The sequence below is a fragment of the Candidatus Nitrospira nitrificans genome (genome assembly GCF_001458775.1).
Classification (GTDB): domain Bacteria; phylum Nitrospirota; class Nitrospiria; order Nitrospirales; family Nitrospiraceae; genus Nitrospira_D; species Nitrospira_D nitrificans.
Map to the genome: position 1 here is coordinate 1 of NZ_CZPZ01000010.1, position 13,935 is coordinate 13,935.

Here is a 13,935-nt window from a genome sequence, read left to right on the forward strand (position 1 = left end):
CCAGGCCCGCGCGGTGCTGGAGCAGGAAGTCCGGGCGCAGCGCGAGCACATCGCTCAACTGAACGAAGGCCTCGCGGACCGCGAGCAACTCCGCGCCCGTTTGGAGAAGCTCGAGACGGTGCACGACCGCATCCGTCAGCTGGAGGTCGAACTGAGTGATCGGGAAGCCACCCACCGCAGCGTGATCCAGCAGCTGGAACAGGCCCTCACAGAACGCGATCAACGAATCGAAGAACTTGTGCCGGCCACCCACCGCCTTCATGAAAAACAATCGGAGATCAAAGAATGGGAGAGAGCTCATGCGCGCACCGTAGAAGAACTTGAAGATGAAAGGTCCAAGCTCCTAGAGCACCGCGCCGCACAGGAACAACTCCGCGCGCAACACCTGCTCATCGAGCAACGTCTGCATGAACGAGATGAGCAGCTGGCGAGTCTCCACCGTGAGCTGCATGCGCTCCAAGCAGAGCGTCACGCTCTCGTCAACGAGGTGCGGAGTATTCCGGAGAAAGATGAGCACATCGATCGCTTGCAGCAACGCCTCAGAGACCTGCGCGTGGCCCTTCGCACGAAATCAGTTCCGGCAACCGTGGGGTCTCCTCAAGCTCGTCCGCAGAAAGCCAAGCTGAGTTTCCAAGAAGGATCATCCAGGGTGGGTAAGGACGCTCAGAAGGACGACCTGAAAAAGATCAATGGGATCGGGCCGGTATTTGCGCAGACCCTCAATAAGATGGGCACCTACACATTCATCCAAATTGCTCGTTGGAAACCGGAAGATATCGAGAAGATCGCCAAGAAACTCGAGACCGATCCTGAGCGCATTAAACGGGACAAATGGATCGCCGACGCCAAGGAGCAACACTACCGAAAGTACGGGGAACGGCTCTAGTAATTCGTTCACTCCGTCAAGCGCCTCCCTCGCCATCCCTTACGCCGTTTGACTTCCCTTCCCCATCTCCATAGAATCCTCCGCCATGGCTTCATCGTTCGTGCACCTTCATCTCCACACTCAGTTCAGTCTCCTCGACGGCGCAAATCAGATCGAGCCGCTGGTTCGGCGGATCAAATCCTTCGATCAGCCGGCGGTAGCCATGACCGACCATGGCAATATGTTCGGCGCGGTCGAGTTTTATCGCAAAGCCAAAGAGGTGGGCGTCAAGCCAATCATTGGTTGTGAAGCCTATATGGCCTTAGGAAGCCGACATGCCAAGAAGGACAGTGGGCTCGCGCATAACGATTACTACCACTTGATCCTCCTCGCGAGAAACCTTGCCGGCTATCAGAATCTCATCAAGCTCGTGAGTAAAGGATACCTCGAAGGGTTTTACTATAAACCACGGATTGATAAGGAATTACTAAAGTTACATCACGAGGGTATCATCGCCCTTTCCGGCTGTTTGAGCGGCGAAATTCCCTACTTGATCGGCCAAAACGACATGGCCGGCGCCATGACGGTGGCCGGTGAATTTCAGGAAATTTTCGGGAAGGATCAGTTCTATCTCGAGGTGCAGGCGAACGGACTCGATCATCAGCGCATCGCCAACGCCGGCCTCATGGAGATCCATAAGAAACTCGGGATCCCGTTGGCCGGCACCAACGATTGCCACTATCTGAAAAAGGAGGACTCGCGGCCGCATGAATTGATGTTGTGCCTGCAGACCGGCAAGACGGTGAGCGACCCGAACAGGATGAAATTCGACACGGATGAGCTGTATGTCAAATCGACGGAAGAAATCGCTCCGGCGTTCGCGGAATTTCCAGGCGCTGTGACGAACACCTGCCGCATTGCGGACCATTGCGAGCTCGATCTCCCGTTGAACAAGACCTATCTTCCACAATACCGAATTCCGGAAGGGTTCAAGGACCGGGAGTCCTATCTGGAACATCTCGCGCTCGCCGGGCTGAAGGAACGATTAAAAGAACGGCCCAGCCGGGTCGCGTCCGCCGTCTACGATCAGCGTCTCCGAGAAGAATTGATGGTGATCTGTTCGATGGGATTTGCCGGCTACTTTCTCATTGTCTGGGACATTATCCGTTTCGCTCGATCGAAGGGAATTCCGGTAGGGCCGGGGCGTGGTTCCGCCGCCGGCAGTCTCGTGGCCTATGCCCTGCGCATTACCGACCTTGACCCGCTCGTCTACACCCTGTTGTTCGAGCGGTTCTTGAATCCTGAACGCGTCTCGCTTCCCGATATCGATATGGATTTCTGCATGGACCGGCGCGGGGAAGTGATCAACTATGTGGTGGAGAAGTACGGCACCGATCATGTCGCGCAGATCATCACATTCGGGACACTCGGCGCCAAGGCGGCGATCCGCGATGTGGGCCGCGTGCTGGAGATGTCGTACGCGGATGCCGACAAGGTGGCCAAGCTCATTCCCAATCAATTGAATATCACGTTGCAACAGGCCGTGGAAACCGAGCCTCGCTTGCGTGAGCTGATGGACACGGACCCCAAGGTCAAGGAGCTGATGGCGAACGCGCAATCGCTCGAAGGCCTGGCCCGACATGCTTCGACCCATGCGGCCGGCGTCGTGATCTCCGAAGGACCGCTCACCGACCACGTGCCGCTCTATAAAGGCGCCAACGATGAAATCGTGACCCAGTACTCGATGGGAGACGTCGAGAAAATCGGGCTGGTCAAGTTCGATTTCCTCGGCCTGAAGACGCTCACGATGATTCGACGCGCCGAGACCTTGATCAATGAAACGCATCCCGATGCGCCGCCGCTCGTGATCGATCAGGTGCCGTTCGACGACCCAGCCACCTTTGCCCTTCTGAGCTCCGGAAAAACCACCGGGCTGTTCCAGCTGGAAAGCTCCGGCATGCGCGATCTGCTCACCGGGCTGAAACCGGACCGGTTCGAAGACATCATCGCCATTATCGCGCTGTATCGCCCCGGACCGATGGACCTCATTCCTGACTTCATCAAGCGAAAGCAGGGCAAAGTGCCCATCACCTATGAGTTGCCGGAACTGGAGCCCATCCTCAAGGATACCTATGGTGTGATCGTCTACCAAGAACAAGTCATGGCGATCGCCAACAAGATGGCCGGTTTCTCGCTGGGCCAAGCCGATATCCTTCGTCGCGCGATGGGCAAAAAGAAACCGGAAGAGATGGAAAAGCTGCGCGTCAAGTTTCTGGACGGCGCGAAACACAAGAATATTCCGGAGAAAAAAGCGGACAAGCTGTATGAACTGATTCAAAAATTCGCCGGATATGGCTTCAATAAGTCGCATGCGGCCGCCTATGCCGTTGTGTGTTATCAGACAGGCTACTTAAAAGCCCACTACCCGACCGAATTCATGGCGGCCCTGATGACGACCGACATGGGCAATCAAGATAAGCTGGTCGGGTATTTCACCGAATGTCGGGATCTTGGCATTAAAGTGCTGGGGCCTGATGTGAATGCGAGTCAAACACACTTCGCCGTCGCCGGCGGCGCCATCCGGTTTGGCTTGGCGGCCATCAAGAACGTCGGAGAGGGCGCGGTGGAATCGGTACTGGACGTGCGAACACGGACCGGTCCCTTCGGGTCGTTCTTTGATTTCTGTCGGCGGGTGGATCTTCACAAGGCGAACAAGCGGATGTTGGAAGGCCTTATTAAGGCCGGCGCCTTCGATTCCACCGGCGCCAAGCGCTCGCAACTCATGGCGGTGCTCGATCAAGCCGTGGAGGAGGGCGCCGCGGCGCAGCGTGAACGCGATCTCGGACAGATCAGCATTTTCGGCGAGGAGTTGAACGGCCACGCCACCGCAACGGCCTTGCCGAATTCCCCGCTGCCTTCGATCGCGGAATGGGATCAAGCGCAACGGTTGAAGTACGAACGAGAGCTGACGGGGTTCTACATTTCCGCCCATCCCCTCACCCGCTACGAAGCGACGCTGAGCGCCTTGTCGACCACGACGACCGTGGGATTGAAAGACTGCGGGGACGGCGGCGAGGTGAAGATCTGCGGCATCATCGCCGCGGTCAAGTCGATGCTGACAAAAAAGGGCGATCGGATGGCCTACCTCACAGTGGAAGACTTGCATGGGACCACGGAGGTGATTGTGTTCCCCGATTTGTTCAGGACGGCCGGCGAACTGATCGCGCCGGAACGGATCGTTCGTATCACGGGCACGATCGATCGCGGCGACAAAGGCACCAAAATCCGTGGCAGCAAGATCGAACCGCTGGCCGAGGTGCAGGCGCAGGCGATCAAGCGCATCCGCATCAGCCTCATGGATCGCCCGGAGGTCTCCCAGCAATTGCCTCGATTGCGTGACGTCTTCCTGCGACATCCCGGCAACACCACGATCTCCATGTTGTTTCGGACCGACGCAAACTGGGAAGCTGAAACCAATCCCCTCCCCAACCTGACCGTTTCTCCCAGTGATCACTTTATGTCGGAGGTTGAGGAAGTGCTAGGCAAAGGGGCTCTCTCTTTGCTATCCTAGGGATCTTCATCGGGGCCGCCTGGCTGACTGTTCTAGGGAATTGGGACTATGCGCGACTATCTTGAATTTGAAAAGCCGATTCGTGAGATCGAAGAGAAGATCGAAAAGCTATCCGCTGCGGCCACCGGCGGCAAGTCGTCCTCACAGAACGACATTCGGAAGCTGCGCACCAAACTGGCGCAAGTGGAGCATGAGCTTTACAAAAACCTGACCCCCTGGCAGCGAACGCAGCTGGCCCGCCACCCTCAACGCCCCAGCACGCTGGACTATATCAATGAGTTGACACGAGATTTTCTCGAGCTGCACGGCGACCGCCTGTTTGGAGACGATCGGGCCATCGTGGGAGGATTTGCCCGATTCAACGATCGACCGGTGATGATTATCGGTCATCAAAAAGGCAAAACCCTCAAAGAGCGCATGCAACGGAACTTCGGCATGCCCAACCCCGAAGGGTATCGAAAGGCCCTTCGTCTCATGAAGATGGCGGAAAAGTTCAACCGCCCGATCCTGACCTTTATCGATACGCCCGGCGCCTATCCCGGTATCGGCGCCGAAGAGCGTGGACAAGCTGAAGCCATTGCCAGAAATTTGTTTGTCATGTCCCGCTTGTCCGTGCCCATCATTGCCGTGGTCATCGGCGAGGGGGGGAGCGGGGGGGCCTTGGCTCTCGGCGTCGCCGACCACGTCATGATGCTGGAACATTCGGTCTATTCGGTCATTTCGCCTGAGGGCTGTGCCGCAATTCTCTGGGACAATCCGGAAAAGATTCCCGATGCCGCCTCCGCATTGAAAATGACCGCGAACGACCTGTTCAAGCTCGGCGTGATCGACACGATCGTTCCCGAACCGCTGGGCGGCGCTCATCGCGAGCCGCGAGCCGTCTGCGACCTGGTCGGAAAGGCGCTGACCAACCAACTATTTGACCTGCTTGATTTGCCCGTCGAACAACTGCTTGCGCGGCGAGAGCAGAAATATCGAAAGATGGGAGCAGTCGCCGGCCTGCTTCCCGAGCATGCCTGACCAACGTTATCGCCGCCCATCTTCCCCCTGAAACAGTCCTGTTGCGCGAAATCGCCGTTCGAGCGCGGTCAGAATCCGCTCCGCCAGCGCCTGCCGGTGGGGATCGAGCGCCGCCGCCGCAAGGTAGCGGTCGACGGTTTTCGGCAATTTCCTCCACCACGCGCGCGCGGAGACCCGGGCTTGTTCGGCCGCGGCGGCCTCTCCCTTGAGAAGGCGGAGAATCTCGCGCTCGAAGAAATCCACATGAACCAGTTCGTCTTCGCGGATCGAGGCCAAGTCCGGCCGTAACATGACGAGTAACGTTGCGAATTCAAGTCCCAGTGACTCATACCCATACAGTTGAACGGCCAGCGCCGGCCATTGCCGCGGCACGGACGGCAGCCGTTCTCGTTCACGAGGCTGACGGCCGATCATGGTTTCAAATTGTGCCAGATGTTGCCGCTCATCCTCCTCGTGTTTTCGGAGAAACGCATAGACGTTGGGAGGCACCTCTTGTAAACGCGCTGACCGTACTGTCCACAGCGCCATGGCCTCGGCCTTGAGAAAACGTTCCAAGAGAGCGGTCTCACACTCCGGGGGGAGCCGAATGGACATGGCCGCATCAGACGACATCATGGCCCATAGTACGCATACTCCGACTGGTTATCCAAGCGCCCCCCTACAGAGAGGGTGAGCAGGGTTGACGGATCCCCATCAACTGTGTACATCTTACGCGTAGCTACTCACCGGACCGACTGCAAACCCGTTCGCACGGGTTTTGGTTTGGCTAACCTATGAGGCACCAACTATGACACCTCCTACCGGCACCATGTCCTTGGCCGTTCAACGGGTTGTGTTCTGTGTGCTCGCCATGGTTGTGTTCTTGGAGGTCGGCTGTGTCAGTCGGCGCACCTACGAACGAGTCAAGGCGGAGACGGTGGAACAGAGCCAAGCCTTGGAAGCGGTACGCGGAGACGTCAGGGAGCTGGACCAGGAGATCGCGGCACTACAGGCTTCGAACCGACGTGAAGATGCCGCCATGTCTGAACTGCGGGCCTTGATTCAGCGAGAAGAAGAACAGCTGCCGTTTATGAGACAGCGAGCGGAGGACACGCTCGCGTTGATGAAGACACAGGTGGCGACCTTGATGAATCAGAGTTGGCAACTGGCGCGTAAGATCGTGGATATTCGGCAAGAGAGCGTTTCCCTGCGAACCAAGGTCGCTCAGTACAAACAAGACCTGGAGATGACTCAAGCGCCGGTGATGGTGACGTCGGGTGCGGAGACGCCAAGCGCGTCCCGACCCCTCACCACCGAAGCAGCTGAACTTTCCGAACCCTTAGCTCCGTCTCTTCAGGAGACCACACCACCACACATGACCGAGTCAACGCCTGCGCCGCCAAGTGTTCCGTCTACAGCCCCATCGGTCCCTTCCCCCACTGTCACTGTCGACCCATCTGCAACACGTGACTCGTGGATCAGCATGATCATCGGCTGGTTGGCCACATTTTGGAACTGGCTCTTCAGCTAATGCCGTCTCTACGACTCTTCTTTGAGGATGCTATCTGTGGCTCGTTGTGCGCCATAGGCCCTGCTCCACCGCGCTGCTGCCTGTCCGGCGAAGCGCCCGGTCGCCAGACATGCCGTGAGTAAATAGCCTCCGGTCGGCGCCTCCCAATCCATCATTTCCCCTGCGCAAAACACTCCAGGCAATGATCGCAGCATCAAGTTGCCGTCGAGAGCGTTGAACGAGACACCGCCGGCCGTGCTGATGGCTTCCGCCAGTGGTCGAGGCGCCATGAGTGTGAGCGGGAGGGATTTGATGGCAGCGGCCAAGCGAATGGGATCCGCCAACGCTTCGTTGGATACGGCCTCGCGCAAGAGACCGGCCTTGACTCCCGCGACACCGGCACACCGTTTGAGATGGGTTGCCATCGTCCGTTTTCCACGCGGCTTCGAAAGATCATGCGCGAGTTGCCGCAGCGATCGATCCGGGACGAGATCGAGCCGCAGAGTGGCCGTTCCTTCCATGGCGATCGCATCCCGGACATGACGTGAGACCGTATAGATCACGCCTCCTTCCACACCGGTCTCCGTGACGACACAGTCTCCCCGTTGACGGATCACGATCCCGTCCACGGTCTCCGCGGTGACTTCGATCGTCTTCACCGGATATCCGGCGAACTTTGACCGAAAGTGGTCACTCCACCGTGCGTCAAATCCACAATTGGCCGGCTTCAGCGGAGCGATCGAGATCTTCCGTTCAGCCAAAATATGAATCCATGCGGCGTCGGAACCGAGGTGCGGCCAACTGCCCCCGCCCAACGCCAAGACCACAGCGTCGGCATGAGCGCGAACCAATCCTTGTGGAGTGGTGAACCGCACCCTGCCCTCTTCATCCCATCCGCGCCATCGATGTCTGATATGGAATCGTACACCGGCTTGTCGCAACCGACGCAACCATGCGCGCAAGAGCGGGGCCGCTTTCAGATCAGTGGGAAAGATTCGTCCGGACGTACCGACGAACGTCTCCACACCCAGCTCACGAGCCCAAGCCCGCAGAGCCGCCGGAGAGAATGATCTGATCGCCGGTTCGAGGAGTGCCCGGCGAGTGTCATAGCGCGAAAGAAACGGCTCCATCGGCTCTGAATGCGTGAGATTCAACCCGCCTTTTCCTGCCAGCAGAAGCTTTCGCCCCACGGACGGCATGGCATCGTATAGCTCGACTGTCTCGTCTGCGGATACAGCCGCTTCGGCCGCCATGAGCCCGGCAGGACCACCACCAATGATAACGACCATTGAGATCGAGCCTCTCAGCCGGAGACAACGAATACTCTACGTAAGTAACACGCTGTGTATTCGCGAGAGATTTGGGACGTAGGAGACTTCCTTCGCAGGATTATTCCTCCGTTCTCGTATTACTACAGGAAATACAATCAGAGCGATACCGCGCGTCTCGTTTTGGGGGCTTTGGGCCGATTTTCATGTCATATACGTCGGCCCGACTCTTGCTGACATGGGAACACTGCAACAGCGATGGCCGTCGTAGTGAGGAAGGTTGCTTCATGACCGTCATAGGATGGATGTTTTGTTGTTCATTCTCAATGTAGGAGGAGTACGATGCGTGTTCGAGCGATATATTGCGTTGCGCTCGGCTTAGCGGGCTTGCTGTCCGGTACCCTGGAACAAGCCGTCGCAGCCGACGACCTATCAAAAAGAAACAACCTGCATGTGACCAGGCCTCATGCCCCTCGTCATCCGGACGATTCGTTTAGTCGCATGTTTCCAGGATTGCCACCCTATGCGCCTCAGACCGATGAGGCGCGAGAACAGGCGAAAAGGCTGGGCGTCAAAGAAGGAATCATTGACGCCCAGGATCTGCTCACTGACCCAAAGGAGTCGATTCTCAATCCCGCGGTCCACAGTCCGAACAACGCCGATAATGCCGATATGACGGCAGGCGTGACGTTCTTCGGACAGTTCCTGGACCATGACCTCACGCTCGCGTTGAAAGCCCCGATCCTTGAACAAACCAATCCGAGACGAACGACCAACTTTCGCACCGCTGAATTTGATCTCGACAGCCTGTATGGCAACGGACCCGACCGATCGCCTGAACTGTATGACACCGGCGGCGGCAATATCAAATTCAAGGTCGAAGCCATCCCCGGGTCGGAAGCCGTCTCCCGAAAAGGCGCGGCGCGATTCGATCTGCCGCGTGACGCCAACGACAACGCGATCATTGCAGACAGCCGGAATGATGAAAATGTGCTGCTCAGCCAATTTCATCTGGCCATGCTGAAGTTTCATAATGCCGTGACCGATCGTATCCTCAAAGATCCGACGTTCGCCAACCGTTCCGACAAGGACGTCTTCAACGAAGCTCAACGTCAAGTGCGCTGGCATTATCAGTGGATCATCGTCAACGAATTCCTGCCGATGACCATCGGGCAAGAGCGAGTCAATGATATTCTTCGTAACGGGACCCGTTTCTACAACGTCACCGATCGCAATGAGGACGGGTTATTGAGGAACGCGATTCGTGAACCGTTGATTCCGGTCGAGTTCGCCGTGGCAGCCTATCGGTTCGGGCATTCCCAGGTGAGGCCCAGTTACCGGGTCAACTTCGGGGCGGCTCCGGGCAACGAGTTCTTCGCCTTCGTCTTCGATGACTCCGCCGATCCCAATGATCCGGACCCCAATGACATGCGAGGCGGAAAACGCGCAGCCCGTCGCTTCGTCGACTGGCAAACCTTCTTCGATTTTGGGGATGGGAACGTGCGTCCCAACAAAAAAATCGACACCAAGCTCTCCACTCCGTTGATGCATCTCCTCGGATCGCGTGGACCGGCGCCCGGCATGCCATCGGACGGCATCCAGTCGCTGGCTTCTCGTAATCTCATGCGGCATGTCAATTTCGGTATCCCCTCGGGGCAAGCTATCGCGCGCGTGATGAATGCCCGAGTCCTGAGTCCGGCACAACTCGCGGAATTGGCGCCCTTCGGCATGGAGAAGAGTACCCCGCTCTGGTATTACATCCTGAAGGAGGCGGAAGTCTTCGAGAACGGACGCCGATTGGGACCTGTGGGAAGTCGCATTGTCGGCGAAGTGTTCATCGGCTTATTAAGAGCCGACAGAGACTCCTACCTGTCGGCAAACCGGAACTGGAAACCGACCTTGCCGTCCGCAAAAGCAGGCGATTTCGAGATTACTGATTTACTGAACTTCGCCGGTGTCGTTCCTCCGCTGAACTAATCCCACGATGGGGACATTGAGGGGCGCCCTCGGAATGGGGGGCGCCCCTCGAAGGATGATGTATTGTCACGATACTGCCGGTGTGCCGGATCGCTTCGGATTCAGGCAGGAATCACCTTCCGTACGAGATTGATAGTCGATCACGCCTCCCCGGCGATCCAGTTCGATCAAACAGCAATCATCAAGCATCTGTTTGAGCCGCGCTCGCCCTCGTTGCACCCTGGATTTCATGCCGGACAGGGAAATGCCCATCTGTTTGGCCGCGGCCTGTTGAGTCAGCCCCTTGAGCTCCACGAGGATGATCGCTTCGCGATAGTCCCGCGGCAATCGTTCGATCATGGGGCGAAGACAACCGGCGAGTTCCGCGCGAAGCTCCGCAGCACCGCCGGTCGTTTCAAGGATTCTCGAACCGTCGTTCAATACTTCAAGTTTTGAGCTCAACCCAGCCGGGACCTCTCGCAGTCTTTCTGGTTTCCGATAATGATCGATGATCGCGTTTCGCGTGATTTGATAGATCCATGAGACCAACCGGCACGGATCGTTGACCGAGTCCATCTGCCGATGGGCCCGCGCAAACACCTCTTGCAGAATATCATCGACATGCCCGTGATCGTTCACCCGCTTGGCGATAAAAGCACGGAGACCATCATGCACGAGTTGCCAGAGTTCTTCCGTCGTCTTCGTCATGACAGTTTCTTTCTCCACCGGCATCCATACGGTACTGCTCCAGCTCAGATGCTGCAAGGGCCGGCTCAGAAGCACCTGCCTTCTTGGGCAGACAGCAGCCTGTTTGACCGAGTGGTCCGGTGACCTCTAATTGCTCATGAATGGTAAAGATCTCCCAAGCATTGCCGTCAGGATCAGTAAACCAGAGTTTATCCTGTCGGGCAAAGCAACAGGCTATGTTGTCCTCGACTCGCTCAAGTATGCCTTCATATTGCAACCGGGCCTTCCACTCAGCGATTTCTTCGACTGTCTCGACCTCAACTCCCAAGTGACCCACGGAGCTCACCTCCCCGGTGGACGACACCAGCGAAAAGTTCAGCGCCGGTTTCATTAAGTCAAACTTGGCATAGTCGGCCACCTGCTTTTGCGGCTTCACGCCAAATACCTTTTTATAGAACGTCACCGATTTGGACACATCATGGACATCGAGAGAAATATGGGGACGCATGGGAACCTCCTTCTTATAGAGTGGCGGGTCATTTCGCACTCATCTCTATAGACGGAGAAGCCCTGAAAAGGACGCACCGTTGAAAAGGGAAAGCGTAACTGGCTATCGTGAGACAAAGGCGAGTCGGTAGAAATGGCTTAGGGGAGCGGCCACGTTAATTAGAGTGCCTATTTGATTACTTGGCTTACGCCCGCGTCTTGGCGAAGCAGCCGTTGAGATGGTCGTCTACCATACCAACCGCCTGCATGAAGGCATACGTGATGGTGCTTCCTACGAAACGGAACCCGCGTGTCTTGAGATCTTTTGAGAGCGCATCACTCTCCGGGCTTGTGGCCGGCACATCGGCCATCGTTCGCCGGCGATTCAGCTTTGGCTTTCCACCGACAAATCGCCAGACATATCGATCGAAACATCCGAATTCTCCCTGCACCGCGAGAAAAGCCTGCGCATTCGTCACCGCCGCATCGATCTTCAACCGATTGCGGATAATGCCGGGATCGTTTAATAATTGTTTCTGTTTGTTGGCTGTGAACTTGGCAACTTTAGTAGGATCAAACCCAGCAAAAGCCTTTCGATAGCCCTCGCGGCGCTTTAAAATGGTGTCCCAAGTCAAACCGGCCTGCGCCCCTTCGAGTAGCAGCATTTCAAAAAGCCGACGATCGTCATGCACTGGTCTCCCCCACTCCCGATCGTGATACTGAATCATGTGCGGTTTATCACCGGCCCAGGAGCACCGAGTCAGTGATTTTTTCTGAATAGACATCGCCCAGCCTTCCGTAGACTCTATGGCAGCTGACATAGAGGTGAGAGTAACGGATCTTCGTTTTATTGCTCCTTTGCCACTGCTATATACCACTTCTCGGCTTCATTCTCCCGAAATCAGTCCTTACAGGATGCTTGAGCGATCGGTTTGAATCAAAGATCCGCTCTTTCGATCCGTCCCGCACGAATACCACCCAGTGCCAGCATGATTGACCTTGTTCACGATGCCACTTGATGGCAAGCAACGCCAGATCGGGTAGATTGTTCCATGAATGAAAGGGCCGCTCTGTCGAAGCTGGGCGTAACCGATATTTCCGAAGAAGGCGGCGTACATGAGCTGTCTTGGACCAGAGGCGACGATCCGTCGCAAAGATGCAGAGTCGATTGGCGGCCTGTTGGGCCTGCCGATAGGACACACCGGCTATGGCTGCCACAGCAGCAATGCCGCAACCAGTCCGTTCCAATTGAACAATAGGTTTCATGATTTATCTGTCTTTTTCTTTTCGATCGTGGGGATTGTTTTCTTCCTTCTTGAGGCGGGTTTGCGTGAAGCGATTTGTTTCACTAGATAGCTCTGAAGCGCGACGGCCTGGTTGTGTTGTTCGTCCTTGGCAGAATAAAGGAGCGTCACAGGGTCGGTCTTGGCCCGTGCTTTGATCGTTGAGATGAGTGCCGTCTTCTTTTTCAGTTCGGCGTGGTAACGGTGTTGAAATTCCGACCACCGGCCAGGATCGTGGTTGAACCATTTGCGGAGAGCTGTCGAAGGGCCGATATCGCGAAGCCAAAGATCGATATGCGCGTCCTCTTTCGACAAGCCCCGCGGCCAGAGCCTATCAACCAGGACGCGGAAGCCATCGGCCTTGGCCGCCGGTTCATAGACACGCTTGACGAGGACCTTACCCATAGTCACTACAGGCCGATGGTTTCGATCTGTCGGATTTCCTCCGAGAGCAAGGTGAAACGATCTGCTTGCAGGTCTTCTTTCATGTGCTGAGGATTCGTCGTGCCGGTCAAGGGCAGCATGCCGACCTGTTGGGCAAAGCGGAACACGATTTGGGCCAGGCCGGTCCGATATTTGGCCGCCAGAGCCTGCAAGGCAGGTTCGGCAAAGATCCCGGAATTGGCGGTGAGGAGTGAGAACCCCTGGTATATGATCTGGTTGGCTCGGCAGACCTCCCGCACCTCTGCATCCCACCCGAACGCCGCGTAGCAGCGGTTCTGCACCACCATCGGCTTGTGTTTGGCTTTCATGCAGAGCAAGGTCAGTTGTTCAGCCGAGACATTGCTCACCCCGATGATCTTCGTCTTGCCCGCGTCATAGAGAGACTCAATCGCGGCCCAGACCTCCCAATCATCAGCCCCTAAGCCTCGTCGTGAATAGGGGCCATGCAGTACATACGAGTCGAGATAGTCCGTATGGAGATGCGTGAGAGAGCCGGCGAAAGATTGCCGTACCTGCATGGTGATAGCCGCGCTCGCATCATACGGCAGACGATGGTCCTGGCCGTTGACAGATGTGAACTTCGTTTGCAGAAACAGCTTGTCGCGGGTGATGCCCTGTTTCGCGAGTTGCACAAGCGCTTCTCCCACCCGTGCCTCGTCGTAATGGACGAGTTGATTGGCCGTATCGATCGCGGTGAACCCAGCTTCAACCGCTTGCAGTACCAGTCCGGTCGTGGCCACTTTCTTCCAGGCCGTGCCGTACATGAAGGAGGGAATGGACACATGATTGTACGTGGTCAATGACATTGGAGCATCTCCCATGAATTCTCCTACCATATCTGGTTCACGCCGGCGGTCTCAACGTGA

The 13,935-nt window shown here is 56.7% G+C and carries 12 protein-coding genes and 1 pseudogene; 5 read left to right on the forward strand and 8 right to left on the reverse strand.

Annotated elements, in window-relative coordinates; all coding sequences use genetic code 11:
- The 3 genes and pseudogenes from COMA2_RS20105 to COMA2_RS07115 form a co-directional block, all read left to right on the forward strand.
- Positions 1–886: pseudogene (locus tag COMA2_RS20105) on the forward strand (hypothetical protein); the annotation flags it as partial.
- A gap of 85 nt (positions 887–971) precedes the next feature.
- Positions 972–4,436, forward strand: a complete 3,465-nt coding sequence (gene dnaE, locus COMA2_RS07110) for a DNA polymerase III subunit alpha (RefSeq protein WP_090895925.1) — start codon at positions 972–974, stop codon at positions 4,434–4,436.
- 48 nt (positions 4,437–4,484) lie between these two features.
- Positions 4,485–5,456: an acetyl-CoA carboxylase carboxyltransferase subunit alpha gene (locus tag COMA2_RS07115; protein ID WP_090895927.1), complete on the forward strand. Its 972-nt coding sequence runs from the start codon at positions 4,485–4,487 to the stop codon at positions 5,454–5,456.
- Positions 5,457–5,462: 6 nt separating this feature from the next.
- Here the strand turns inward: COMA2_RS07115 and COMA2_RS07120 are convergent, their stop codons facing one another.
- Positions 5,463–6,050 (reverse strand): hypothetical protein, encoded by a 588-nt coding sequence (locus COMA2_RS07120; protein ID WP_139077162.1) that lies wholly within the window; start codon positions 6,048–6,050, stop codon positions 5,463–5,465.
- A 193-nt stretch (positions 6,051–6,243) separates the two neighbouring features.
- Between COMA2_RS07120 and COMA2_RS07125 the strand changes: the two genes are divergently transcribed.
- A complete protein-coding gene (locus tag COMA2_RS07125; RefSeq protein ID WP_090895930.1) occupies positions 6,244–6,966 on the forward strand; it encodes a hypothetical protein in 723 nt (240 codons plus the stop codon).
- A gap of 8 nt (positions 6,967–6,974) precedes the next feature.
- Here COMA2_RS07125 and COMA2_RS07130 read toward each other — a convergent pair whose 3' ends face one another.
- Complete coding sequence (locus tag COMA2_RS07130; protein ID WP_090895932.1) at positions 6,975–8,234, reverse strand: TIGR03862 family flavoprotein; 1,260 nt, start codon at positions 8,232–8,234, stop codon at positions 6,975–6,977.
- Positions 8,235–8,555: 321 nt separating this feature from the next.
- Here COMA2_RS07130 and COMA2_RS07135 point away from each other — a divergent pair, with 321 nt between their 5' ends.
- A complete protein-coding gene (locus COMA2_RS07135; RefSeq protein WP_090895934.1) occupies positions 8,556–10,190 on the forward strand; it encodes a peroxidase family protein in 1,635 nt (544 codons plus the stop codon).
- Between the two features lie 66 nt (positions 10,191–10,256).
- Here the strand turns inward: COMA2_RS07135 and sigZ are convergent, their stop codons facing one another.
- The 6 genes from sigZ to COMA2_RS07165 form a co-directional block, all read right to left on the reverse strand.
- Entirely contained in the window at positions 10,257–10,877 is a 621-nt protein-coding gene (sigZ, locus tag COMA2_RS07140; RefSeq protein ID WP_175304448.1) for an RNA polymerase sigma factor SigZ, read from the reverse strand.
- Complete coding sequence (locus COMA2_RS07145; protein WP_090895938.1) at positions 10,837–11,364, reverse strand: ArsI/CadI family heavy metal resistance metalloenzyme; 528 nt, start codon at positions 11,362–11,364, stop codon at positions 10,837–10,839. The genes sigZ and COMA2_RS07145 overlap by 41 nt, the downstream gene beginning before the upstream one ends.
- Before the next feature lie 184 nt (positions 11,365–11,548).
- Positions 11,549–12,127: a DNA-3-methyladenine glycosylase I gene (locus tag COMA2_RS07150; protein WP_090896090.1), complete on the reverse strand. Its 579-nt coding sequence runs from the start codon at positions 12,125–12,127 to the stop codon at positions 11,549–11,551.
- A gap of 82 nt (positions 12,128–12,209) precedes the next feature.
- A complete protein-coding gene (locus tag COMA2_RS07155; protein WP_139077164.1) occupies positions 12,210–12,608 on the reverse strand; it encodes a hypothetical protein in 399 nt (132 codons plus the stop codon).
- Positions 12,605–13,030, reverse strand: coding sequence for a DUF488 domain-containing protein (locus COMA2_RS07160; RefSeq protein WP_090895939.1), 426 nt, complete (start codon positions 13,028–13,030; stop codon positions 12,605–12,607). Before COMA2_RS07160 ends, COMA2_RS07155 begins: the two co-directional genes overlap by 4 nt.
- Positions 13,031–13,035: 5 nt before the next feature.
- Positions 13,036–13,890: an aldo/keto reductase family protein gene (locus COMA2_RS07165; RefSeq protein WP_245630920.1), complete on the reverse strand. Its 855-nt coding sequence runs from the start codon at positions 13,888–13,890 to the stop codon at positions 13,036–13,038.
- Between the last annotated feature and the right edge of the window lie 45 nt (positions 13,891–13,935).

Coding starts and splice junctions, on each gene's coding strand:
- dnaE (WP_090895925.1), top strand. CDS start 972: ATGGCTTCATCGTTCGTGCACCTTCATCTCCACACTCAGTTCAGTCTC.
- COMA2_RS07115 (WP_090895927.1), top strand. CDS start 4,485: ATGCGCGACTATCTTGAATTTGAAAAGCCGATTCGTGAGATCGAAGAG.
- COMA2_RS07120 (WP_139077162.1), bottom strand. CDS start 6,050: ATGTCCATTCGGCTCCCCCCGGAGTGTGAGACCGCTCTCTTGGAACGT.
- COMA2_RS07125 (WP_090895930.1), top strand. CDS start 6,244: ATGACACCTCCTACCGGCACCATGTCCTTGGCCGTTCAACGGGTTGTG.
- COMA2_RS07130 (WP_090895932.1), bottom strand. CDS start 8,234: ATGGTCGTTATCATTGGTGGTGGTCCTGCCGGGCTCATGGCGGCCGAA.
- COMA2_RS07135 (WP_090895934.1), top strand. CDS start 8,556: ATGCGTGTTCGAGCGATATATTGCGTTGCGCTCGGCTTAGCGGGCTTG.
- sigZ (WP_175304448.1), bottom strand. CDS start 10,877: ATGACGAAGACGACGGAAGAACTCTGGCAACTCGTGCATGATGGTCTC.
- COMA2_RS07145 (WP_090895938.1), bottom strand. CDS start 11,364: ATGCGTCCCCATATTTCTCTCGATGTCCATGATGTGTCCAAATCGGTG.
- COMA2_RS07150 (WP_090896090.1), bottom strand. CDS start 12,127: ATGTCTATTCAGAAAAAATCACTGACTCGGTGCTCCTGGGCCGGTGAT.
- COMA2_RS07155 (WP_139077164.1), bottom strand. CDS start 12,608: ATGAAACCTATTGTTCAATTGGAACGGACTGGTTGCGGCATTGCTGCT.
- COMA2_RS07160 (WP_090895939.1), bottom strand. CDS start 13,030: ATGGGTAAGGTCCTCGTCAAGCGTGTCTATGAACCGGCGGCCAAGGCC.
- COMA2_RS07165 (WP_245630920.1), bottom strand. CDS start 13,890: ATGGGAGATGCTCCAATGTCATTGACCACGTACAATCATGTGTCCATT.